18 protein-coding genes and 1 tRNA gene are annotated in these 22017 nt (G+C 63.0%); 12 read left to right on the top strand and 7 right to left on the bottom strand.

Annotated elements, in window-relative coordinates; genetic code table 11:
- Nucleotides 1–2 precede the first annotated feature (2 nt).
- Genes ytfR through AAFN55_RS11695 form a run of 4 tightly spaced genes read left to right on the top strand, consistent with a single transcriptional unit; the run spans nucleotide 3 to nucleotide 4269 of the window.
- Nucleotides 3–1550, top strand: coding sequence for a galactofuranose ABC transporter, ATP-binding protein YtfR (gene ytfR, locus AAFN55_RS11680; RefSeq protein WP_347799000.1), 1548 nt, complete (start codon nucleotides 3–5; stop codon nucleotides 1548–1550).
- Nucleotides 1547–2542: an ABC transporter permease gene (locus AAFN55_RS11685; RefSeq protein WP_347799001.1), complete on the top strand. Its 996-nt coding sequence runs from the start codon at nucleotides 1547–1549 to the stop codon at nucleotides 2540–2542. Before ytfR ends, AAFN55_RS11685 begins: the two co-directional genes overlap by 4 nt.
- On the top strand, nucleotides 2542–3516 hold the full coding sequence (gene yjfF / locus AAFN55_RS11690; protein WP_347799002.1) for a galactofuranose ABC transporter, permease protein YjfF: 975 nt from the start codon (nucleotides 2542–2544) through the stop codon (nucleotides 3514–3516). Before AAFN55_RS11685 ends, yjfF begins: the two co-directional genes overlap by 1 nt.
- Nucleotides 3517–3531: 15 nt before the next feature.
- The gene (locus tag AAFN55_RS11695; RefSeq protein ID WP_347799003.1) at nucleotides 3532–4269 is read left to right on the top strand and encodes a FadR/GntR family transcriptional regulator; all 738 of its coding nucleotides are present in this window, start codon (nucleotides 3532–3534) and stop codon (nucleotides 4267–4269) included.
- A 259-nt stretch (nucleotides 4270–4528) separates the two neighbouring features.
- On the opposite strand, the gene AAFN55_RS11700 is transcribed toward AAFN55_RS11695, so the two are convergent.
- The 3 genes from AAFN55_RS11700 to AAFN55_RS11710 all read right to left on the bottom strand — a co-directional run bounded on the left by AAFN55_RS11700 (nucleotide 4529) and on the right by AAFN55_RS11710 (nucleotide 6706).
- Nucleotides 4529–5263, bottom strand: coding sequence for an arginase family protein (locus tag AAFN55_RS11700; RefSeq protein ID WP_347799004.1), 735 nt, complete (start codon nucleotides 5261–5263; stop codon nucleotides 4529–4531).
- 46 nt (nucleotides 5264–5309) lie between these two features.
- Nucleotides 5310–5660, bottom strand: coding sequence for a DUF2200 domain-containing protein (locus tag AAFN55_RS11705; protein ID WP_347799005.1), 351 nt, complete (start codon nucleotides 5658–5660; stop codon nucleotides 5310–5312).
- Between the two features lie 419 nt (nucleotides 5661–6079).
- Entirely contained in the window at nucleotides 6080–6706 is a 627-nt protein-coding gene (locus AAFN55_RS11710; RefSeq protein WP_347799006.1) for a TetR-like C-terminal domain-containing protein, read from the bottom strand.
- Between the two features lie 93 nt (nucleotides 6707–6799).
- On the opposite strand from AAFN55_RS11710, the gene AAFN55_RS11715 reads away from it, so the two are divergent.
- Complete coding sequence (locus AAFN55_RS11715) at nucleotides 6800–9976, top strand: cytochrome P450 (protein WP_347799007.1); 3177 nt, start codon at nucleotides 6800–6802, stop codon at nucleotides 9974–9976.
- A 247-nt stretch (nucleotides 9977–10223) separates the two neighbouring features.
- On the opposite strand, the gene AAFN55_RS11720 is transcribed toward AAFN55_RS11715, so the two are convergent.
- Nucleotides 10224–10313, bottom strand: a tRNA-Ser gene (locus tag AAFN55_RS11720).
- A 424-nt stretch (nucleotides 10314–10737) separates the two neighbouring features.
- Between AAFN55_RS11720 and AAFN55_RS11725 the strand changes: the two genes are divergently transcribed.
- From AAFN55_RS11725 to AAFN55_RS11755, 7 genes are all read left to right on the top strand, one after another.
- Nucleotides 10738–11955: a septal ring lytic transglycosylase RlpA family protein gene (locus AAFN55_RS11725; RefSeq protein ID WP_347799008.1), complete on the top strand. Its 1218-nt coding sequence runs from the start codon at nucleotides 10738–10740 to the stop codon at nucleotides 11953–11955.
- Between the two features lie 112 nt (nucleotides 11956–12067).
- Nucleotides 12068–13231: a D-alanyl-D-alanine carboxypeptidase family protein gene (locus AAFN55_RS11730; protein WP_347799009.1), complete on the top strand. Its 1164-nt coding sequence runs from the start codon at nucleotides 12068–12070 to the stop codon at nucleotides 13229–13231.
- A 148-nt stretch (nucleotides 13232–13379) separates the two neighbouring features.
- A complete protein-coding gene (tmk, locus tag AAFN55_RS11735) occupies nucleotides 13380–14048 on the top strand; it encodes a dTMP kinase (RefSeq protein ID WP_347799010.1) in 669 nt (222 codons plus the stop codon).
- On the top strand, nucleotides 14045–15100 hold the full coding sequence (locus tag AAFN55_RS11740) for a DNA polymerase III subunit delta' (RefSeq protein ID WP_347799011.1): 1056 nt from the start codon (nucleotides 14045–14047) through the stop codon (nucleotides 15098–15100). The genes tmk and AAFN55_RS11740 overlap by 4 nt, the downstream gene beginning before the upstream one ends.
- A gap of 80 nt (nucleotides 15101–15180) precedes the next feature.
- Nucleotides 15181–16734 (top strand): methionine--tRNA ligase, encoded by a 1554-nt coding sequence (metG, locus tag AAFN55_RS11745; protein ID WP_347799012.1) that lies wholly within the window; start codon nucleotides 15181–15183, stop codon nucleotides 16732–16734.
- A gap of 15 nt (nucleotides 16735–16749) precedes the next feature.
- Nucleotides 16750–17541, top strand: a complete 792-nt coding sequence (locus tag AAFN55_RS11750) for a TatD family hydrolase (RefSeq protein WP_347799013.1) — start codon at nucleotides 16750–16752, stop codon at nucleotides 17539–17541.
- On the top strand, nucleotides 17534–18349 hold the full coding sequence (locus AAFN55_RS11755; protein ID WP_347799014.1) for an MBL fold metallo-hydrolase: 816 nt from the start codon (nucleotides 17534–17536) through the stop codon (nucleotides 18347–18349). The genes AAFN55_RS11750 and AAFN55_RS11755 overlap by 8 nt, the downstream gene beginning before the upstream one ends.
- Nucleotides 18350–18356: 7 nt before the next feature.
- Here AAFN55_RS11755 and AAFN55_RS11760 read toward each other — a convergent pair whose 3' ends face one another.
- The 3 genes from AAFN55_RS11760 to AAFN55_RS11770 are packed head-to-tail and all read right to left on the bottom strand — an operon-like array spanning nucleotide 18357 to nucleotide 21983.
- The gene (locus AAFN55_RS11760) at nucleotides 18357–20153 is read right to left on the bottom strand and encodes a gamma-glutamyltransferase family protein (protein ID WP_347799015.1); all 1797 of its coding nucleotides are present in this window, start codon (nucleotides 20151–20153) and stop codon (nucleotides 18357–18359) included.
- 19 nt (nucleotides 20154–20172) lie between these two features.
- Nucleotides 20173–21039 (bottom strand): ABC transporter permease, encoded by an 867-nt coding sequence (locus tag AAFN55_RS11765; protein ID WP_347799016.1) that lies wholly within the window; start codon nucleotides 21037–21039, stop codon nucleotides 20173–20175.
- A complete protein-coding gene (locus tag AAFN55_RS11770) occupies nucleotides 21036–21983 on the bottom strand; it encodes an ABC transporter permease (protein WP_347799017.1) in 948 nt (315 codons plus the stop codon). Before AAFN55_RS11770 ends, AAFN55_RS11765 begins: the two co-directional genes overlap by 4 nt.
- Nucleotides 21984–22017: the final 34 nt, after the last annotated feature.

Genomic DNA, 22017 nt, shown 5'->3' on the forward strand with positions numbered 1-22017 from the left:
AGATGACTGCCGTGCCAGATCGCCCGCCGCTGCTGCGCGCGGAGCATGTGTCGAAATCGTTCCCCGGAACCAAGGCGCTCGACGGCGTGTCCCTTGCGCTTCATGCGGGCGAGGTTCATGCGCTGCTGGGTGAGAACGGCGCCGGCAAGTCGACGCTCATCAAGTGCCTGACAGGCGCCTATCGAAGGGACCTCGGCGACATCCTGCTCGACGGTCAATCGATCGATCCCAGAAATACGCTCGAAGCCCAAAAGCACGGTATCGGCACGGTCTATCAGGAGGTGAACCTCCTGCCGAATTTGAGCGTCGCGGAAAACCTGTTTCTGGGTCACCAACCGACGCGCTTCGGCATGATCGCCACACGGCGTATGAATGCCGGCGCTGCCGCCATGCTTCAGGAATATGGGCTCTCCATCGACGTGACGCGCACGCTCGATACCTATTCGGTCGCCGTGCAGCAGGTCATCGCCATCGCGCGCGCGGTGTCCCTGTCCGGCAAGGTTCTGATCCTGGATGAGCCGACGGCAAGCCTCGACCAACAGGAAGTGCAGATGCTCTTCGCGGTCGTGCGACGATTGAAAGAGCGCGGGCTAGCCATTGTTTTCATTTCGCATTTTCTCGATCAAGTCTTCGCCATCAGCGACCGCATCACGGTGCTGCGCAATGGTCGCCTTGTCGGCACCGAACCGACGGCGAACATCGACCGCGTCAAGCTGATCAACATGATGCTCGGGCGCGAACTTGCCGAGGAGACGCGCAAGACGGGTCGCGCCGGACCTGTCCACGACCAGGCGCCAAAATACGTCTTCCGGCACATGGGGAGGCGAGGGCGCATCGAACCGTTTGACCTCGACATTCACCGCGGCGAAGTCGTCGGCATCGCAGGGCTCCTCGGTTCCGGCAGAACCGAGACGGCGGAAGTTCTGTTCGGGATCACGCCAAGCGATAGCGGCGAGGCGACGAGGGATGGCAAGACGATACCGCTCGCATCCCCGCGCGACGCGGTCGCGGCCGGGTTCGGCTTTTCGCCCGAAGACCGCAAGAGCCACGGCATCATTGCGGAACTCAGCGTCCGCGAAAACATCGTGCTGGCGCTGCAGGCGCGCATCGGCTGGGCGCGGCGGATCCCCACACGCCAGCAGAAGGCGATCGCGGACGACTTCATACGCCGCCTCGACATCAGGACATCCGACGCGGAGAAGCCGGTGGGGCAACTGTCGGGCGGCAACCAGCAAAAGGTCATGCTTGCCCGCTGGCTGGCGACCAATCCCGAATTTCTCATTCTCGATGAACCCACGCGCGGCATCGACGTGGGTGCTCATGCCGAGATCATCCGCCTCATCGAGGATCTCTGCGCGGAGGGAATGTCCCTGCTCGTGATTTCGTCGGAACTGGACGAACTCGTGGTCTACAGCCACCGCGTCATCGTCGTGCGCGACCGCCGTCATGTCGCGGAACTCGTCGGCGAGGACGTCACCTCCGACCGCATGGTGGCGGCAATCGCCGCACAGGGCGCATCGCCTGCCGGTTCCGAGGATGTACGCGCATGAACGGGACAACGCGCTTTGTGCGCCGCATCGCCCCTCAACTCGTGACGCTCGCCGCCGTCATTGCGCTGATCGCCATCGTCTTTCCCGGCTTCTTCGACATCTCGATGGCCAACGGCCGGCTCTATGGCAGCCCGATCGACATCATGAATCGGGGCGCGCCGGTCGCGCTGCTCGCGATCGGCATGACACTGGTGATCGCGACCGGTGGGATCGACCTGTCGGTCGGCGCGGTGATGGCGATCTGCGGCGCGGTCGCCGCGTGGTGCGTGCATCAGGGATTCGGGCTGCCGGCAACGCTCCTGATCAGCCTCTCGGCCGGCCTCGCATGCGGGCTATGGAACGGGTTTCTGGTGGCGGTGCTGCGCATTCAGCCGATCGTCGCGACGCTGATATTGATGGTTGCGGGCCGTGGCATCGCGCAGTTGATCACGGAAGGCGCCATCCTGACCTTCAACGACCCGGGTCTGATCTTCCTCGGATCCGGCTCTCTGGCCGCCGTTCCGACGCCGATCGTATTGTGGTTCGCGATGGGCGCGCTGGTGACGTTCATCGTCAGGCGAAGCGCGCTTGGGCTGTTGATCGAAGCGGTTGGCGTCAATCAACGCGCCTCGATGCTCTCGGGCGTCAATGCGCGCGTGTTGCTGATCGCGGTCTACATGACATCCGGTCTCTGCGCAGCGCTGGCCGGCATCATCGTCGCGGCAGACATTCGCGGCGCCGACGCCAACAATGCCGGCCTGTGGCTGGAGCTCGACGCGATCCTCGCGGTGGTTATCGGGGGCACGTCGCTCCTCGGCGGACGCTTCTCGCTAATTGCCTCGCTCATCGGGGCGATGATCATCCAGTCGGTCAACACCGGCATCCTGCTCTCCGGCTTCCCGCCCGAATTCAACCTCGTCATCAAGGCCGGCATCATCCTCGTGATCCTGGTCCTTCAATCGCCAGCGATGCGCAACACATTCACCTTCTTCGCGCCGGAGAAATCGCCTTGATGAATGCGCGCATGCTTCCGCTCGCCGCCACGGTCCTGATCTTCCTGGTGTTCTATGCGATCTGCTACATCCAGTTCCCGGCGATGCTGTCGACGCGCGTCATCGGCAATCTGCTGACCGACAACGCCTTTCTGGGCATCATCGCGGTCGGCATGACCTTCGTCATCCTGTCGGGCGGGATCGACCTGTCGGTCGGGTCGGTCATTGCCTTCTCGGGCGTGTTCATCGCCGTCATGCTGCGCGACACAGGCCTCGATCCCTTGCCGGTCTTCGCGATGCTGCTGATCATCACGACGCTTTTCGGGGCGGCGATGGGCGCGACCATCTACTTCCTCGAAATGCCGCCCTTCATCGTCACGCTCGCCGGAATGTTTCTGGCGCGTGGCATGGCCTATGTGCTGTCGATCGACAGCGTTCCAATCACCCACGAGACCTACCAGACACTCCAGGGGCTGTACTGGCTGATGCCGGGGAAGGGGCGCTTGACCCTGATTGGCGGCCTGATGCTGATCGTTTTCCTGGCCGGAATCCTGCTCGCGCACCGCACGCGCTTCGGCACCAACGTCTACGCGCTTGGCGGCGGCGTGCACACCGCGCGCCTGATGGGTGTGCCGGTCGCGCGCACGACGATCCTGATTTACGCGCTGTCGGGAGGCCTCGCGGGCCTTTCGGGTATCGTGTTTTCCTTATACACATCCGCGGGTTATTCGCTTGCGACGGTCGGCGTCGAACTCGACGCGATCGCCGCGGTGGTGATCGGCGGAACCTTGCTCACGGGGGGCAGCGGTTTCGTCGCCGGTACGCTGATCGGCGTGCTGATTATGGGATTGATCCAGACCTACATCATCTTCGACGGCACGCTTTCGAGTTGGTGGACGAAGATCGCGATCGGCCTTCTGCTGCTGGCGTTCATCGTCCTGCAGAAGGTGCTGGTATGGGCCACCAACCGCAGGCAGCGCGCCGTCGCGCCGTGAATTGAAAGGACGTCCGTGCTCAGATCCGCCATCTCCGGCCATGTTGTCAGGAACAGCCACGCACATGTGGTCAACGAGATTGGCAAGTCGATCGTGGGCGGCGCTTACGAAAGCGGCACGATCCTGCCCGGCGACACCGAGTTGGCCGAACGGTTCGCCGTCTCCCGCACCGTCCTGCGCGAGGCGATGAAGACGCTGACGGCCAAGGGAATGGTCATCCCTAAGGCGCGCATCGGAACCCGCGTCACGGCGCGCACCAAGTGGAATTTCTTCGATGCGGACGTGCTGAGCTGGCACCTCGAAAACGGGGTGGACAAGACCTTCCTCCGCCATCTGGCCGAGATGCGCCTGTCGTTCGAGCCCTATGCGGCGCGCCTCGCGGCAGTTCAGGCGACCGACACCGACATTGCACTGCTCTATGAACGTGCGGAAGCGATGGACAAGGCAATGTCGATGGAAGGCTTCGCCTTGGCCGACCTCAATTTCCACATGGCGCTTCTCGACGCATCCAAGAACCCGTTCATGTATTCGGTCGGAACGCTGATCGAGGCGGCGCTTGTCACGACTTTCCGGCTGAGTTCACCGTTCGGGGAGCCGGCGCGCCATCGCGCAAATGCGGCCGCACACCGGCGCATCGTCGACGGCATCGCCGCCCGCGACGCCGATGCCGCCGCCAAAGCGGTCGAAAACGTCATCGTAGACGGCCGCGACCGGATCGCCAGGGCAGGGGAACTGGCCGAAGCGATGCGGTGAAGGCGCACGAAATGCTAGAGCGCCGTGCATCCTCACGGACGCACACATGGCGATCTATCTCTTTGTTTGAGCATCGGAACAATCCGAGAATCGGATCCCACTTTTTATGCCGACAACGTCTCGGACAGCATGGAGATCAAACGACCGAAGGCTTCGCGTTCGCTGGGCGCGTGATCAGGATTGACCTCGGTCACCGTCAGCGCGCGCCAGTTCGGAGCCGCGACCAACGGCGCAAGAGCCGCTGAAAGCGCCTCGAAGCTCAGCCGTCGCAGCGGCGGACATTCTCCGCGATGGGGAAGTCGGTGAAGCTCAGCACATCGACATCGAGATGGATGAGAAGGCGTTCGTAGCGCGTGCCCCAATCCACGGCGCGCCGGGCCGCGCCGACCGGATCGGCCCTGACCTCCGCGAGCCCGATGCGCTCCAGATCGAGCGCGTCCACCGTCTTTGCCTCTGCGGGAGTGATGTTGTCGGCCGCGAAATACAGAATATCGGCCGGAGCGAGCATCGGCCGACGTGGGCCGAGACCGCTCAATGCCGCCTCCGTACCCGGGAGGTCCAGCAGATGCGCGACGCCGGTCCAATCAAGCGCGCCGTCGCTCGTCTCCGGGACATTCAGGTCAACGTCGAAATCAATGTAGACGAGCCCGACCGAATGGTCGTCGCGCAGCGCCCCGGCCACGGTTCCAAGCTCGACCGTGCAGTCGCCGCCAAGCATGAGTACCGCTTCGCCGCAGGCCAATGCATCCCCAACCCTGTCGGCCACGGCAACCGCCACCCGTCGCACTTCATCGACATTCATGGCCTTGGGCCGTTGCGGGTCCGGCCGCCAGCGGAAGCCCCGTATATCTCCCCGGTCATTCACGTGCAGACAGGATTCCACCAGCGCCGAAACCAACCCATGGCGCCGAAAGGCGGCCGGAGCCTTCTCCTGCCCCGGCGCATAGGCGCCGGCGCTCGAAGGTGCGCCAACGAGACCAAGAGTGCGGATCATCGTCGCAGATCCTGAGCTCATGGTGGATATCAACCCAGCAGGCTTGTTACCCGCGCAGAATTTTCGCCATCGCTCGCCCCTTGGCGAGTTCGTCGATCAGTTTGTCCAGGTAGCGCATTTCCCGCATGAGGGGTTCCTGGATATCTTCCACGCGATAGCCGCAAATCAAACCTGTGATAAGCGACCGCGCAGGGTTCAGACGCGGCGCGTGCTCGAAGAAATCCTCGAAGGTTGTTTTCTTCGCCAGCTCATCATCAAGCGTCTCCTGGCTATGCCCGGTCAGCCAACAGATGATTTCATCGACTTCCGCTTTCGTGCGCCCCTTCTTTTCCGCCTTGGTGACATAATGCGGGTACACGCTGGCGACGCTGATTGAATAAACGCGGTGTTTCTTCATGCATCCTCCTGAACGACATCAGGCAATCCGGCCGCATAACCGATCGCCTCGTCGTCGCAGACCCGAATGCATAATAGCCTACATCTGAAACGGCGCATATCGGGCGCTTTGCAACCAAAAGCGCAAACAGAAACCCACATGTTTGCGGCAAATGGCGGGGCGAAGCCGACGAAACGGAGAACTACGTCTACGCTATAGCCTCCAAAATTGAGGAACGAGCCTAATAAAGCTGGCTTTGTTCGACTTGACGTCGCTTTCTGCCGTCGTTGGCCTTCACGATATGTCGATATCGGGCTGTAGCGTAGAATGGGCGGGCAGTACCGCTCTCGTGGAGCACTCCGCGGTGAGCAGGGGCGTGCGGAGCCTTGAAGGCCGGACAAACCCCGGCCTTGGGCTCCACGCGAGGCGTCAGCCCGAGGTCACGGCCTTTCTTCTCGCAGGGGTGCGACCATTGTGGCGGCGACGGCGGCGATTCTTTGCGCCATCTCACCGGCTGTCTCGGCGGGTGTGTCGTCGTGCAGCCAACGGACCATCAGCCACATGGCGCCGCCGGCCATGACCGTCATGAGATCGTCCTTCCGCGCTGCCTGCCGGCTGGCGGCAAGCTCGAAGGCGTCGGGAAGGAAACGCCCGGCCAGAAAAGAGACGATTTCGTCGAAAAACGCCGCGTTGCCGGCTCCGTCGAGTACTCGCAGGTAGAACTCCCGATGTTCGCGCAGATGCTCGATCACGGGCAGCGCCTCTCCCACCACATGCTGAAAGATGTTCTGAGTGCTGGCCTCGAAGTCCTCCGGAAACGGCTCGGGCAGGGGGAAGGCGGCGTCCAGACGCGTCAGCGCCGCCCGGCGGACAGCGTCGGGAATATCGGCGAAGTGCTGGTAGAAGGTCGGGCGCGTCACCCCCGCCGCCTGGACAAGCGCGGTGATGGAAATCTCCTCCAGCGGCTTTGCATCAACCAGTTCGAGAAGGGCGGCGTGAAGCGCCCTCAGGCTTCGCTGAAACCGCGGGTCGTCTTCTCGCGGCTGGCGTGGGTTCGCTTCTGGCACTTTACAAATCCATTTTCCATATCTATTTTACATTCGAAAACTACATAGAGCGAACTGTCCCGTCAACCCGAACCGGCCTTCAAGGTGAGCCCCATGTCCAGCCAGCCGAACGTTCCCCAGCCTCCCGTAAAGCCCATCATCGGCAACCTCACCGAGATCGACCCGGAGGCGCCGGTGCAAGCCTTCATGGAGCTTTCGCGCAAATACGGCCCGTTCTTCAAGATGCAGATATTCGACCGCACGGTGTACATCGCCAGTTCGCAGGAACTGGTCAATGAGCTGTGCGACGAAACTCGCTTCAACAAGCGTGTCCATCCGCCGCTCGAAGAGATTCGGGCATTTGCAAAGGACGGCCTGTTCACCGCCTATAGCGAGGAGCCCAACTGGGCCAAGGCGCACCGTATCCTGATGCCCGCCTTCGGTCCCATCGGCGTGCGCGGCATGTTCGACCAGATGCTCGACATCGCCGACCAGATGTTCGTGCGCTGGGAGCGCTTCGGTCCGAGCACGGTCATCGACGTGCCGGACAACATGACCCGGCTGACACTGGATACGATCGCGCTCTGCGCCTTCGACTACCGCTTCAACAGCTTCTACCAGGATGAGATGCACCCCTTCGTCGGCGCGATGGTGGGCGCGCTGAAGGAGAGTGGGCAGCGGACCCGACGGCCGAAGCTGGTGAGCAACCTGATGTTGTCGACCGCCCGGCAGTACCAGGCGGACGCCGACCTGATGCGCAACGTCGCCAAGGAGCTGATCGATGAGCGTCGGCGGGACCCGCAGGGTGCGGAGAAGAAAGACCTTCTTAACCTGATGCTGAACGGCGTTGACCCGGTAACGGGCGAGAAGCTCGATGACGAGAACATCGGCTACCAGATGATCACCTTCCTGATCGCCGGGCACGAGACGACCAGTGGCCTGCTGTCCTTTGCGACCTATCTGCTGCTCAAGAATCCCGAAGCCTTGCAGAAGGCCCGCGCCATTGTCGATGAGGTGCTGGGTGACGAGATGCCCCGAATCGAGCATCTGGCCCAGCTTCGCTACATCGAGCAGATTCTGATGGAGAGCCTCCGCATCTGGCCGACGGCGGCCGTGTTCGGCGTAAAGCCCCTGGAGGACACGATGCTGGCCGGCAAGTATCCGCTGACGACGGAGGATACGGTGCTGATCCTCGAACCGATGCTGCACCGCGATCCCAAGGTCTGGGACGAGCCGGAGGCATTCCGCCCGGAGCGTTTCGTGCCGGAGAATGCCGAGAAGCTGCCGCCAAACGCCTGGAAGCCGTTCGGCAGCGGCGCGCGCGCCTGTATCGGGCGTCCCTTCGCCATGCAGGAGGCGCAACTGGTGCTGGCGATGATGCTCCAGCGCTTCGACTTCGTGTTCGACGATCCGTCCTACCAGCTCAAGGTGCACGAGACGCTGACCCTCAAACCCGAAAACCTGAAGATCCGGGCGCGCGCGCGCCGCTCCTCGGCCACACTGGCCCGAGGCCGCTCGATTGCGCGCCAGCCGCAGGTGCTCACGCAGCCGGCCGCGGCCGACAGGAAGCTGGACGCGGACGCGCCACGCCTTCTCGTCCTTTACGGTTCCAATACCGGCTCCTCGGAAGCCTTCGCCAACCGCATCGCGGGCGATGCGGCCGGGCACGGCTTCGCCGCGACCGCCGCACCGATGGACGACTATGCCGGCATGTTGCCCAAGGACGGTGCACTGGTCGTCGTCACCGCCTCCTACGAGGGCCAACCGCCGGACAATGCCCGCCAGTTCATCGCCAATGTCGAGGCGCTGGACGCAGGCGCCCTTTCGGGCGTTAAATTCGCCGTCTTCGGCTGCGGCAACAGGCAATGGGCGCGGACATATCAGGCGATTCCCAAGCGCGTCGACGCCGCCCTCGAAAAGGCGGGAGGCCTGCGCATAGCCGGTCGCGGCGAGGCGGATTCGGGTGGCGATTTCTTCGGTGCCTTCGACGAATGGTATGCCACGTTCTGGCCGGCCGCTTCCGAAGCCTTCGGCAAGAAAGCCTTGCCCATTGAAACTACCAGCAAGCTGGAAGTCACTTTCGTGCGGGGCGGTCGCGAAAGCGCCCTCCGGCTTGGTGATCTCAAACAGGGCACGGTGGTCGGGAACCGCGAGCTGGTCGACATGAGCGCGACCAATGCCCGCTCAAAGCGCCACATCGCGCTCGCGCTCCCCGAGGGCATGACCTATCAGGCCGGCGACTATCTCGCCGTTCTGGCGCGCAACCCGGCCGGCCTCGTCGACCGCGTGCTGCGCCGCTTCGGGATAGCCCACGACACCCAGATCGTCATCTCGGGTGGTTCGGGCACTACCGGTCTGCCTACTGGCCACCCGGTTTCCTGCGGCGACCTGCTCGAAAGCTATGTCGAGCTTGCACAGCCCGCCACCCGGGCGCAGGTTTCCGCTCTTGCCGCATCCACGCGCTGCCCGCCGGAAAGGGTTCCGCTCAACGAGCTGGCCGGCGAGAAATACGAGGCGGAGGTGCTTGGCAAGCGGATGAGCGTCATCGACCTGCTCGACCGGTTCCAGGCGTGCGAACTCGACTTCGCCGGCTACCTTTCCATGCTGCCGCCGATGAAGGCGCGGCAGTACTCGATCTCCTCCTCGCCGCTGTGGAAGCCGGACCACGTCACGTTGACGGTCGCCGTGGTCGATGCTCCGGCCCTGTCGGGCAATGGCCGTTATCAGGGCGTGGCCTCCAGCTACCTCGCTTCGCTCGAGCCCGGCGACCGTATCTCGATCGCCGTCAGACCTTCAAACGCCCGCTTCCACCCGCCGGCAAATCCGCAGACACCGATGATCATGATCTGCGCGGGCTCGGGCATCGCGCCGTTCCGCGGCTTCCTTCAGGATCGCGCGGCCCAGAAGGCCGGCGGGCGGGAGATCGGGCCATCGCTGCTATTCTTCGGCACAAACCATCCCGATGTCGACTATCTCTACCACGACGAGTTGTCCGCATGGGAGCGCGACGGCGTCGTCGAGGTGCTGCCCGCCTTCACCGACCGGCCCGAAGGCGACGTCAAGTTCGTGCAGCATCGCGTCTGGGCAGCGCGCGAGCGCATGGAAGACCTCTTCAAGAAGGGTGCCACCGTCTTCGTCTGCGGCGACGGCAGGCACATGGCCCCGGCCGTGCGCGAGACGCTCATCCGCATCTATCGAGAGGCGACCGGCGTCACGGAATCCGAAGCCGACCAGTGGGCGGACAAAATCGAACGCGAGCACGGTAGATATGTCGCTGATGTTTTCGCGTAATCGACAGACTCGGACATCGCATGACGACGACGACCGCTCCGGTCTCGCTGACGTCAAACCGGGAGGCAACCGGATAAGCGCGCCGCCGCTTGCGCCAATCGGCGGTGTTTGGCGGTCGCAGCGAAGGGCTATGCTAACTGGTAGGGCGTGCGAGAACCCGTGCCCGTAGGGTAATCGCCCGGAGGGCGTTATCCGTTTGATATTTAAAGAGATAGATGATCAATTTGTGCGGCAATCGGCGGGTATATGGCGGAGGGAGTGGGATTCGAACCCACGGAGGACTTGCATCCTCGCCGGTTTTCAAGACCGGTGCCTTAAACCGCTCGGCCATCCCTCCGGCTGACGGCGCTTATGCTGCATGGGTCGGAGTTTTTCAAGGCGTCACGTGTGCGCATGAAATTCATCATGGCTCATTCGCGCGCCTTCAGCACCGTCGACTCGAATCAAGGAGCAGGGCTCTTGCAGGCGCCCGCTGTAACGTCCCGACACCACGGAAGACACTTTACCGGACCGGCGACGCCTTGATTTACGGGGGCCGAGATGACGGGCTCGACGGGAGTGCCCGGAGCGCCGATTGAGCCATCCTGGCTGACCGGGCGACGCTTGATGCCGCGATGCGCCATAAAATTGCCCCTTTGCCGCCCGATTCGATTAACAGGCCGCTAAACAATTGATGTGAGATACTGCGGCTCTGTAAGTGTGGGGATTGGGGAAAGCGGCGTCCGCCGGCTTTCTCTCCAGTGAGTGGATAAAGTCGGCGTATGAGCGACATCACGGATGCGGGTATACGGCGCAGGCCTTTGCGTACCGCAGCGGCAAGAGTGCCGCTGTTTGCTCTTTTGCTGGGGTCGGCCGCTTTTCTGGCTGCCTGCGCGTCCCAAGAAACCGCATCCGTCGCTCCCAAGAAGCGCTCCAAGGAGTATTTCGCGGAATCCGAATACGGCGTGAAGGCGAGCCCTCGCGTCAGCAATCTGCGCTCGAACCTTCCCCGTGGCGGCGGCCGCGACCAGACCGGCAAGCCCTACAAGATTCGCGGCAAGTGGTATCATCCGAAGGAAGATCCCAACTATCGCAAGGTGGGCGCCGCATCCTGGTATGGCGATGCCTTCCATGGGCGCCTGACCGCCAATGGCGAAATCTACGACATGACGCATCTGACGGCGGCACATCCCACGATGCCGCTGCCCAGCTATGCACGCGTCACCAACACGACGAACGGATCTTCTGTGATCGTGCGCGTCAATGATCGCGGTCCCTATGCGCATGGGCGGATCATCGACCTGTCGCGCCAGGCAGCCCAGATGCTGGACTATACGCACCATGGCATCGCCAAGGTCGAGGTTGAGTATCTCGGCCGCGCGCCGCTGCACGGCCAGGACGATGCCTTCCTGATGGCGTCCTATCGTCCGGGCGGAGCAGCGCCCGACCCGTCCGACGGCATGCCCACGGGCGTGATGATCGCGATGAACGGCCCGACCCCGACATCGCGGGCATCGGCGTCGGCGGCTTTCCCGCTGTCGCAACAAGCGCCTGCCTTCGCCGGGCCATCCAGCGCGGGCGATGTGGTCCTTCCAGAATTCGCGCCGATCGCGCCGGAGCGTCCAGGCCAGGACATTGCGGCGATTGGCTTCGCACCATCACCGGCGCTTGCCTATGCGGACGAACGCGTAAAACGTGCTTCGGCGGCAATCGATGCATTCGCCTCGGGTGAATTGACGCCGGAGGCATTGGCGCAACGCTATGCCTCCCGGACGAACGCGCAATCGGACTATGTGGCGGTCGGCACCTATGGCGATCAGGGGGCGGCCGAGACGATCGCGAGAGCGCTCGCAAGTGCTGGACAGGTGCGTATCGACACCGACTATGCCGGTGATGGCTTTGCCGTGAGCCTCTATCCGGACGGGCGCCTGCCCGTCGATGACCTGCTGAAAGCCGCATGGGCAGCAGGCGCTCCTGACGCTTTGACCGTCCGCGAATAGCCCACGGGCATCACGCATTCGGTGACCGATCGCGGACAATGCCCTTGATCGTCCTCATGACGCCTTGTTACGGTCGTATCAGGGGCTCGGGACGAAATTCGGGGTAGGGTGGATGAAGCTGTCTCAACTGTTTCGCGCGGTGGTTGCGTGTCTCGTCGTTCTCGTGGGCGGCGTGGGCATTGCGCATGCCCAGCTTTTCGAGACGAAGGCCAAACAGGGGTTCATGATCGACGCCGAGACCGGCACGGTTCTGTTCTCCAAGGACCCCGACACACCGTTTCCCCCAGCGTCGCTCGCCAAGCTGATGACGATGGAGGTTGTCTTCAATGCGATCAAGTCCGGTCGCCTGACCATGAACGACGAATTCGTGGTGTCCGAAAACGCGTGGCGGACCGGCGGCGCGATGTCGGGCGGCTCCACGATGTTTGCCGAGCTCAAGTCCTCGATCCGCCTCGAAGACCTCATTCAGGGTGTCATCGTGCAGTCGGCTAACGATGGCTGCATCATCATCGCGGAGGGCATGGCAGGCTCGGAGGAGAATTTCGCGGTGCTGATGACCGAGCGCGCTCGCGAGCTCGGCCTGACAAAATCCGTGTTCAAGAACGCGACCGGTCTGCCCGCGGAGGGCCAGGTGGTGACGCCCCGCGAACTCGTCCAGCTCGCATCGCATATCTGGCGCACCTATCCCGAATTCTACAAATTCTACGGCCAGCTCGATTTCACCTGGAACAAGATCCTGCAGCGCAATCGCAATCCGCTGCTGCGCATGAACATCGGTGCCGACGGCCTCAAGACCGGTTTTACGGAAGAGTCCGGATACGGCATTGTGGGATCGGTCGACCGGGACGGCAAGCGCGTCTTCGTGGCGTTGAGCGGCATGGAGAGCGACGCGCAGCGCGCGGAAGAAGCGCGCAAGATCCTGGACTGGGGCATGCGAGCCTTCCGTAAGACCGATCTCTTCGCGGCAGGTGAAACCGTCGGTGAAGCCAAGACCTATGGCGGCGAAAAGTCGAGCGTCGCACTGCGCGCGGACGGCCCGATCGCGATCTTCGTGCCCATTACGAACCAGGACCGGCTGATTGCGAGGATCGTATATGACGGCCCGGTGGTCGCCCCAATCGAGGAAGGCACACGCATCGGAACGCTGAAAGTCTGGATAGGCGACATGATGAGCCAGGAAACGCCGCTCTACGCGGCCGAAAGCATCGGAACCGGACGGATACACCGGCGCGCGATGGATGCTGTCGAGGAACTTCTGGTCGGGTGGATGCGATAGCGGCAAGGCGGCTGGCAGCAATCACACCATCTCGGGGAAAGAGTGACGGGATAAACCGTTCCTATCGCGGGCCAACTGTCTTATGTGACACCGACGCGCATGTGGTGCGCGTATCATGGGAAGCTCGGGATTCGCGAAAAGGTCTGGTGTGTCGCGCGGTATTTTCATCACGTTCGAAGGCGGCGAGGGGGCGGGCAAGTCCACCCAGATTCGCACGCTCGCCTCGGCACTGGAGGAGATCGGTCGCGACGTGCTGGTGACGCGCGAGCCCGGCGGTTCTCCCGGTGCCGAGGCTGTGAGGCACGTGCTTCTGTCAGGCGCCGCCGAGCCCTTTGGACCGGGCATGGAGGCAGTGCTGTTCGCCGCCGCCCGCTCCGATCATGTCGAGCAGGTGATACGGCCGGCGGTCGAGCGCGGCGCGATCGTGCTCTCCGATCGCTTTCTCGATTCCAGCCGCGTCTACCAGGGCGTTACCGGCAATCTCGAACCGGACTTCATGCGCACGCTTGAAAAGGTCGCCATCCACGGGATGACGCCGGATTTGACGATCATCCTCGATCTCGACCCTGAAGAGGGCCTTCGCCGCGCATCGGCACGCCGCGGGGACGAGATTGCGGATCGCTATGAAAAGGAAACGCTCGCCGTTCATCGCAGGCGGCGAGAGGCGTTTCTCGACATCGCCGCAGCGGAACCGGAACGCTGCGTCGTGGTCGATGCGAGCATGCCCCCCGACGAGGTTGCCGCAGCCATAGCGGACGCGGCATACGCCGTGATTTCACGTGTCGGCGACGAGGCGGGACAGGAGGTTGGGCAATGACATTTGTCCGCCTCGCGCCCGAACAGTTCGATACGATTCCCGAAATCGCGGAGCCCGCCGAAAACCCCGTGCTGGTCGGACATGACGAGGCGGCGACGCAACTTGCGACCGCTTACCGGTCTGGAAAACTCCATCACGCCTTGCTGCTCGCAGGCCCTCCCGGGATCGGCAAGGCGACGCTGGCGTTCCATATCGCCCATCATCTCCTCTCCAATCCCGATGCATCCATCGCCCCGGAAACGCTCCAGCCGATGGATGCCACGTCGCCGCTCTTCAGGCAGGTGGCTCAGGGTTCGCATCCGGCAGTGCTGCATCTGACGCGGCCGATGAACGACAAGACGAAGGCGTTCAAGTCGGTCGTCACGGTCGATGAAATCCGCAGGGTCACGCGCTTCCTGTCGATGACATCGCACAACGGCGCCTATCGCATCGCGATCGTCGATCCCGCCGACGACATGAACGTCAATGCGGCGAACGCACTCCTGAAAAACCTGGAGGAGCCGCCGCCGCGCACGCTTTTCATTCTGATCGCTCATTCGCTGGGCAGCCTGTTGCCGACGATCCGTTCGCGCTGCCAGTTGATCAAGTTGAAGCCGCTCGAGGATGCAGCACTCGTGAACGTGCTCGCGAACCTTGACGCCGAGATGCCCGACGATGCCGGACAGCGGGCGGAACTCGCCAGGCGGGCGGGCGGCAGCGTGCGCGATGCTTTGCTGATGACGCAATTCGGCGGTCTGGACATAACGGACGCGATGACGCGGGTCGTGATCGCGGGTCGTTTCGACGTGCAGCAGGCTTGGCGCGTTGCAGAGGCGGTGAGTGGCCGCGATGCGACCATCCAATTCGACATCTTCAACCAGGCGGCGCTCGACATGATCGCCGGATGGGCCCGCGAGGCAGCGGCGGCCGGGCAACTGGATGCCGCGGCCGCGCACGCGGATTTGTGGCGCGAGGCGGATCGACTGGTGAACGAGACGAACACCTACAACCTCGACAAGAAGCAGCATGTGAACGGCATGCTGCGCCGAATGTGGCAGGCGCTGGCAGGCTAGGCCCCAATTCCTAGGATAGCCAATGCTGCTGCGATGCGCTATCTGACCGCGCAGAAACCGTATTCCGGAATTCAGGCCACATGCCCAGCGAACGCTTTTACATCACGACCGCGATCTCCTATCCAAACGGCAAGCCCCATATCGGTCATGCCTATGAATTGTTGGCAACCGACGCCTTGGCGCGGTTCCAGCGGCTCGACGGCAAGCAGGTCTATTTCCTCACGGGCACGGACGAACACGGCATCAAGATGCTGCAGACGGCCCGCAAGGAAGGCATTGCGCCGCGCGAGCTTGCCGACAGAAACGCGGCTGAGTTCCAGCGGATGGCCGATGCGCTGAATGCGTCGAACGATGATTTCATTCGCACCACCGAAGCGCGTCACCACGCAGCCTCGCAGGCGATATGGACCGCGATGGCGGCGAATGACGACATCTACAAGGGCGGCTATTCGGGCTGGTACTCGGTACGTGACGAGGCCTATTTCGACGAAGACGAAACGGAGCTTCGCGACGACGGCGTCCGCTATGGCCCGCAGGGCGCGCCTGTCGAGTGGGTGGAGGAAGAGAGCTACTTCTTCCGCCTGTCCGCCTATCAGGATCGGCTCCTGAAGCTGTACGAAGAACAGCCCGATTTCGTCGGCCCCAACGAGCGGCGTAACGAGATCGTCAACTTCGTGAAGTCTGGGCTGAAGGACCTTTCCATCTCCAGAACGACGTTCGACTGGGGCGTTCCCGTGCCGGGCGATGAAAAGCATGTCATGTATGTGTGGGTCGATGCCCTCACAAACTACATGACCGGCGTCGGGTATCCCGATGAAAACAATGCGCTTTGGGACTTCTGGCCTGCCGATTTGCACGTCATCGGCAAGGACATAACGCGCTTCCATTCGATCTACTGGCCGGCCTTCCTGATGTCGGCTGGCATACCGCTGCCCAAGCGTGTCTTTGCGCATGGCTTCCTGTTCAATCGCGGGGAGAAGATGTCGAAATCGGTCGGCAACGTCGTCGACCCGTTTACGATGATCGAGCATTACGGCCTCGACCAGATGCGCTATTTCTTCCTTCGCGAGGTTCCGTTCGGCCAGGACGGAAACTACAGCCATGAGGCGATCGTCAACCGGACAAATGCCGATCTTGCCAATGATCTCGGCAATCTCGCGCAGCGTTCGCTGTCGATGATCGCCAAGAATTGTGAGGGCAAGGTGCCGGCGCGCGGCGAACTCGTGGAAGCCGATATCGCCATTCTTGGCATGGCGACCGATGCACTCGCGGCCAGCCGAAAGGCGATGGGATCACAGGCGATCCACCAGGCGCTTGCCGCCGTCTTTGCCGTGGTCGCGGAAGCCAATCGCTACTTTGCGGGGCAGGAGCCTTGGGCGCTGAAGAAGACCGATCCGGCGCGCATGGAGACGGTGTTGTGGACGACGGCTGAAACGATCCGGCGGATTGCCATTCTGTGCCAGCCCTACATTCCGCAATCGTCGGCGAAGTTGCTCGATCTTCTTGCGGTCGACGCCAGCGCGCGGAGCTTCAGGCATGTCGGAGACGAGCACGCGCTTGCCAGCGGTGGACCGTTGCCGGCACCGCAGCCCGTCTTCCCGCGCTATGTCGAGGCGGAAGGCGCGACCCAGTAGAGCGTGGCAGACAGGATGCTCGTAGACAGCCACTGCCATCTTGATTTTCCCGACTTCGCGGAAGAGCGCGATGCCATCGTCACGCGCGCCTTGCAGGCGGGCGTGAAACGGATGGTGACGATCTCGACGCGGGTACGGCGGTTCGAACAGATTCTGGCCATTGCGGAAGCCTACCCGGACGTTTTCTGTTCCGTCGGCACGCACCCGCACAACGCGGCCGAAGAACTCGACGTCACCGCGGATGAACTGATCTCGCTGTCGCAGCATCCAAAGGTGGTTGCGATCGGCGAGGCGGGCCTCGACTATTTCTACGATCACGCGCCACGCGACGCGCAGGCGAGGGGGATTCGGACACACATCGCAGCCGCGCGCGCGACCGGACTGCCCCTGGTGATTCATTCGCGCGACGCAGACGACGACATGGCATCGATCTTGAGCGATGAAACAGGGAAGGGCGCCTTCCCCTTCATTCTGCATTGCTTTTCGTCCGGCGCGGCGCTGGCAGAGACCGGCGTGGCGCTTGGCGGATACGTGTCGTTCTCCGGCATCCTGACCTTCAAGAAATCAGAAGCGCTACGCGACATCGCACGAACCGTACCGCTCGACCGGCTTCTGGTCGAAACGGACGCACCCTACCTTGCGCCCATGCCGCACCGCGGCAAGCGCAACGAACCGTCCTTCGTCGTGGAAACCGCGCGCGTGCTGGCTGAAACGCTTCGCATCCCGGAAGCGCGGATCGCCGAAGCAACGACAGAGAACGTCTTTCGTCTCTTCACCAAGATGCCGCGGCCGCAAAGCGATGCCTGACCGGCTGCGCCTGATCATCACCGGTTGCGGCTCGTCGCCCGGTACGCCGCGCATCATCGGCGATTGGGGCAATTGCGATCCGACAAACCCGAAGAACAGACGACGGCGCACAGCGGCGGTCATCGAGCGTATCTCGGGAACCGGTGTGACGAGGGTCGCGATCGATACAGGGCCGGATTTTCGCGAGCAGATGCTGGACGCGGGTGCCGATCGTCTCGATGCGGTCGTCTACACGCATGCCCATGCCGACCATATCCATGGCATTGACGATCTGCGGGGCTATTTCCTGGCCCAGCGCAAGCTCATCGACATTTATGCCGACCGGCCAACGCTCGACCGGCTCAAGGGCGGGTTCGGCTATTGCTTCGAGACTCCGCCCGGCAGCACCTATCCGCCAATCGTCGCGCCGCATCCGATCGCACACGACGTTCCGTTTGCAATCGACGGGCAGGGCGGGCCGATTACCTTCGAGCCGCTGACGCAGATCCACGGCGACATCCTGTCGCTCGGCTTTCGGATAGGCTCACTCGCCTACTGCCCGGATGTCAGCGACTTTCCGTCCGAGACCGCGGCCCGGCTCAAGGACCTCGATCTTCTCGTCATCGACGCGCTGCAGTACCAGCGCCATCCGAGCCACCTCTCACTCGACGAGGCACTCGAATGGATCGAACGGCTGAATCCCAAGCACGCGGTGCTGACGCATATGCACATCCCGCTCGACTACGAGACGGTGCAGGCGGCAACGCCGGCGCATGTGGAGCCGGCGTTCGACGGGATGGTGATCGAAATCCCGCTTACCGGCGCTTGACGATCCGCTACCGACCGACCGCATAGGCCTGCATGAGACGCGGCGTTGCGGCGGCCCGCAACAGGCCGTCCTCGTCGCGCGCGGCCGCCACCATGCGCCCGATGGACCATTCCGGCGCAACCTCCATTTGATGGCCTCGTGCCTTAAGTTCAGCGATCGTCGCCGCGCCAAAATTCTCCTCGATGGCGAGGTTTCCGGGCTTGCGGTCGCGCGGATAGAACGAGTTCGGAAAATGCGCGGTGTGCGACATGGGCATGTCGATCGCTTCCTGGAGGTTCAGACCATGGTGGACATGACGCAGGAAGAACTGCAACTGCCACTGTTCCTGCTGATCCCCGCCGGGCGTACCGAAGACCATGTAGGGCCGACCGTCTTTTTCCGCGAGGCTCGGCGTCAGTGTCGTGCGCGGGCGCTTGCCCGGCGCGAGGCTGGCGGGCAGGCCTTCCTCGAGCCAAAACATCTGCGCACGGGTGTTGAGCATGAACCCCAGTTCCGGGATGAGCGGCGACGATTGCAGCCAGCCGCCCGACGGCATGGCGGCGACCATGTTGCCCTCCGCGTCGATCGCATCGATGTGCACGGTATCGCCGCGCCGCACCGAGCGCATATCGGCCATCGTCGGCTCGGCGGAAGCCTGGTCCGGCGTGGAGATGCGTGACAGGCGATCGAGCGCGTCCGCCATGCGCGCGACCTGATCCTCGTATCCGGGAATGTGGCCCGGCCTCAGATCGTAGGATGCCGTATCGGCGATCAGCTTGCGGCGCTGGTCATTATAGGCGTCCGACAAAAGCGTCTCGATCGGGACGTCGATGAAATTGGGGTCGCTGTAATAATATTCGCGATCGGCAAAGGCGAGTTTCATCGCCTCGGTCAATGTGTGCACGAAGTCAGGTCCGCGCGTATCCATCGCACCGATGTCGAAGCCTTTGAGAAGCGCGAGCGTTTGCAGGAACACCGGACCTTGGCCCCAGGCGCCGATCTTGTTCAGCCTGTATCCGTGATAGTCGTAGGTCAGAGGCTCTTCGTAGGTCGCCTGCCAGCCGGCCATGTCGGCAGCGGTGATGATGCCGCGATGAGCGTTTCCGCTTTCGTCCATCACCGCGTTGGATTGCACGAAGCGTTCGATCGCCTCGGCAACGAACCCGCGATAAAAGGCGTCGCGGGCGCGCTCGATGCAGCGCTCCCGGCTGCCGCCGCCGGAATTTGCCTCCGAGATGATGCGTTTCCACGTCGCGGCCAAGGCCTCGTTGCGGAAGAGCTTTTTGGCTTCCGGCAGACGGCCGCCCGGCGCGAAGAACGCAGCCGATGTCGGCCATTCGCGCTCGAAGAAGTCCTTCAGGCCCGCGATCGTGTTTGCCACGCGCGGGAGCATCGGATGGCCGTTCTGTGCATAGTGGATGGCGGGCGCCATCACCTCGGCGATCGGCAGCGACCCATGGTCCCGAAGAAGCTGCATCCAGGCGTCGAATGCGCCCGGGATCACCGCCGGCAACAGGCCGTTTCCGGGGATCAATGTCAGTCCTTCGGCCTTGTAACGCTCGATGGTGGCCGCGGCCGGCGTCGTGCCCTGTCCGCAAAGCACCTCCGTCTTGCCCGTTCGCGCGGAATGAAACACGATCGGGACCTCGCCGCCCGGTCCGACAAGATGCGGCTCAACCACCTGCAGCACAAAGCCGGCAGCAACGGCCGCATCGAAAGCGTTGCCGCCGCGCTCCATCATGGCCATGCCTGCCGACGACGCCAGCCAGTGCGTGGACGTGACGACGCCGAACGTTCCGAGGATCTCGGGGCGGGTGGTGAACATGGTGGACTGCTCCGGATTGTCAGTTGTCGCGAGGGTCGAGCGCGTCGCGCAGGCCGTCACCCAGAAGGTTGAAGCCGAGAACGACGAGGAAGATCGCACCGCCCGGAATGATCGACATCCAGGGGGCTTGCGTCATGAAGTTCTTGGCCGTGTTCAGCATCGACCCCCATGAGGGGTTCGGTGGCTGCTGGCCGAGGCCGAGAAACGAAAGGCTCGCTTCCGCGATGATGGCGGTCGCGATCGTGATCGTCGCCTGAACCACGATCGGAGGAAGCACGTTTGGGAAAATGTAGCGCGTGATGATGAGCGTGTTCGGCAGGCCGATCGCGCGCGCGCCCTCGACGTAGTCCTCGGTCTTGACCGCCATCGCCTGCCCACGCGTCAGGCGAATGAAAAGCGGGGTCGCAGACAGACCGATCGCGATCATCGCATTGGTGAGGCTCGGCCCCAGAAACGCGGCAAGCGCGATGGCCAGAATGAGGAACGGAATGGCGAGCAGCGCCTCCGTGACGCGCGACACGACAGCGTCGACCCAGCCACCGAAATAGCCAGCCAGTAGGCCGAAGGGCACCCCCACCAGAACGGCAATGGACACGGACACGACACCCGCAAGCAGGGACGCACGCGCGCCGTAGAGCATGCGCGTGAAGATATCGCGCCCGAGTTCGTCAGTGCCAAGCCAGTAGTCCGCCGACGGTGCCTTGCGGATCGCGCCAAAGCTCGTCTGGAACGGATCATGCGTTGCTATGATCGGTGCAAAAAGTGCCAGCAGCACGAAGACGAGCACGAGCACGCCGCCGAAGACGGCGCTCTTGTTGGACAGGAACTTGGTTGCGGTGCGGCCCAACCGACGGCGTGGCGCGACCGCTTCTGCCTGCATGGTCATTGCGGGTGCCTCAGGCGGGGATTGATGAGGATGTAGAGGATGTCGGCGACGAGGTTCATGAAGATGAAGCCGACCGCCGTGCACAGGACAACACCCTGGACGACCGCGTAGTCGCGGGTGAACACGGCATCGACGATAAGCTTCCCGAAGCCAGGGATGGTGAACACCTGCTCCGTCAGCACCGCGCCCGCCAGCAATTCGCCGAACAGGAGCGTAAGCAGCGTGACGATCGGCATCAGCGCGTTGCGAAGCGCGTGTTTCATGATCACCGACTTCGGCAACAGGCCCTTGGCTCGCGCCGTTCGGATGTAATCGGACGACAGAACGCCGAGCATGGCCGAGCGCGTATGACGCATCAGATAGGCCGCCAGCGCAGTCGCCAGCACGAAGGACGGCATCAGCATGGTGCGGATCGACTGCACCGGATCAACGCTGAGCGGCACGTAGCCGGAGGCGGGGAGAAGCCGCCACTGCACCGACACGACCATGATCAGGATGATCCCGAGCCAGAAATTGGGGATCGACATGCCCGAAAGAGCAACCGCATTCGCGGCGTAGTCGGTCGGCGTGCCCTTGCGCACGGCGGACAGAACGCCGGCAGGGATGCCGATGAGCATCGCCATGATGATCGCCATAACCGCCAGTTGAAGCGTGACCGGCAGTTTCTGGGCGATCAGGGTTGCGACAGGAACGCCGGTGCGCAGCGACTGGCCGAAATCACCGACCAGCACCTTGCCGAGCCAGGCAAGGTATTGAACGTAGAACGGATCATCCAGCCGATACTTCTCGCGCAGGAACGCCAGCACCTCCGGGTCGCGTTCCTCGCCTGCCATAGTCAGCAGAGGATCACCCGGCAGGATCTTCTGCAGGCCGAACACGATCAGCGACACGAGGATCAGTGTCGGTATAGCAACGAAGACGCGTCGGGCGATGATCTGGAACATTGGTCCGGCAATTCCTTCTGGGAGGGGAGCGGCG

Origin of the sequence: Mesorhizobium sp. CAU 1732 (assembly GCF_039888675.1) — a bacterium.
Taxonomy (GTDB): Bacteria; Pseudomonadota; Alphaproteobacteria; order Rhizobiales; family Rhizobiaceae; genus Aerobium.

What these genes read in the sequence shown, in the direction of transcription:
- ytfR (WP_347799000.1), top strand. Translation starts at nt 3, where the DNA reads ATGACTGCCGTGCCAGATCGCCCGCCGCTGCTGCGCGCGGAGCATGTG.
- AAFN55_RS11685 (WP_347799001.1), top strand. Translation starts at nt 1,547, where the DNA reads ATGAACGGGACAACGCGCTTTGTGCGCCGCATCGCCCCTCAACTCGTG.
- yjfF (WP_347799002.1), top strand. Translation starts at nt 2,542, where the DNA reads ATGAATGCGCGCATGCTTCCGCTCGCCGCCACGGTCCTGATCTTCCTG.
- AAFN55_RS11700 (WP_347799004.1), bottom strand. Translation starts at nt 5,263, where the DNA reads ATGATCCGCACTCTTGGTCTCGTTGGCGCACCTTCGAGCGCCGGCGCC.
- AAFN55_RS11705 (WP_347799005.1), bottom strand. Translation starts at nt 5,660, where the DNA reads ATGAAGAAACACCGCGTTTATTCAATCAGCGTCGCCAGCGTGTACCCG.
- AAFN55_RS11715 (WP_347799007.1), top strand. Translation starts at nt 6,800, where the DNA reads ATGTCCAGCCAGCCGAACGTTCCCCAGCCTCCCGTAAAGCCCATCATC.
- AAFN55_RS11725 (WP_347799008.1), top strand. Translation starts at nt 10,738, where the DNA reads ATGAGCGACATCACGGATGCGGGTATACGGCGCAGGCCTTTGCGTACC.
- AAFN55_RS11730 (WP_347799009.1), top strand. Translation starts at nt 12,068, where the DNA reads ATGAAGCTGTCTCAACTGTTTCGCGCGGTGGTTGCGTGTCTCGTCGTT.
- AAFN55_RS11740 (WP_347799011.1), top strand. Translation starts at nt 14,045, where the DNA reads ATGACATTTGTCCGCCTCGCGCCCGAACAGTTCGATACGATTCCCGAA.
- metG (WP_347799012.1), top strand. Translation starts at nt 15,181, where the DNA reads ATGCCCAGCGAACGCTTTTACATCACGACCGCGATCTCCTATCCAAAC.
- AAFN55_RS11750 (WP_347799013.1), top strand. Translation starts at nt 16,750, where the DNA reads ATGCTCGTAGACAGCCACTGCCATCTTGATTTTCCCGACTTCGCGGAA.
- AAFN55_RS11755 (WP_347799014.1), top strand. Translation starts at nt 17,534, where the DNA reads ATGCCTGACCGGCTGCGCCTGATCATCACCGGTTGCGGCTCGTCGCCC.
- AAFN55_RS11760 (WP_347799015.1), bottom strand. Translation starts at nt 20,153, where the DNA reads ATGTTCACCACCCGCCCCGAGATCCTCGGAACGTTCGGCGTCGTCACG.
- AAFN55_RS11765 (WP_347799016.1), bottom strand. Translation starts at nt 21,039, where the DNA reads ATGACCATGCAGGCAGAAGCGGTCGCGCCACGCCGTCGGTTGGGCCGC.
- AAFN55_RS11770 (WP_347799017.1), bottom strand. Translation starts at nt 21,983, where the DNA reads ATGTTCCAGATCATCGCCCGACGCGTCTTCGTTGCTATACCGACACTG.